The sequence below is a fragment of the Pseudoalteromonas sp. RB2-MNA-CIBAN-0110 genome, from assembly GCF_040309305.1.
GTDB classification, from domain to species: Bacteria; Pseudomonadota; Gammaproteobacteria; order Enterobacterales; family Alteromonadaceae; genus Pseudoalteromonas; species Pseudoalteromonas arctica.
The window spans coordinates 1-249 of the sequence record NZ_JBEOOQ010000264.1; the positions used below are offsets into that span (position 1 = coordinate 1).

General features: G+C 45.0%; 1 protein-coding gene. It reads right to left on the reverse strand.

Going from position 1 to position 249, the window contains the following annotated elements:
* On the reverse strand, positions 1 to 249 hold a 249-nt coding region (locus tag AAEY68_RS21430; RefSeq protein WP_350586869.1), incomplete at both ends, for a methyl-accepting chemotaxis protein.

Here is a 249-nt window from a genome sequence, read left to right on the forward strand (position 1 = left end):
CGACTAATATCATCGGTTGATGAGCGCGTTTTTGACGCCAGTGCACGCACTTCGTCTGCAACAACCGCAAAGCCTCGACCATGATCACCCGCTCGTGCAGCTTCAATTGCAGCATTTAGCGCAAGTAAATTGGTTTGCTCTGAAATAGTACGAATAACATCTAAAATTTGCGTTATGTCGTTACTGCGCGATGCCACTTTTTGCACCGCTTGGTTAGCTTCTTTAATTTCCTCAGACATGGTTTTAACT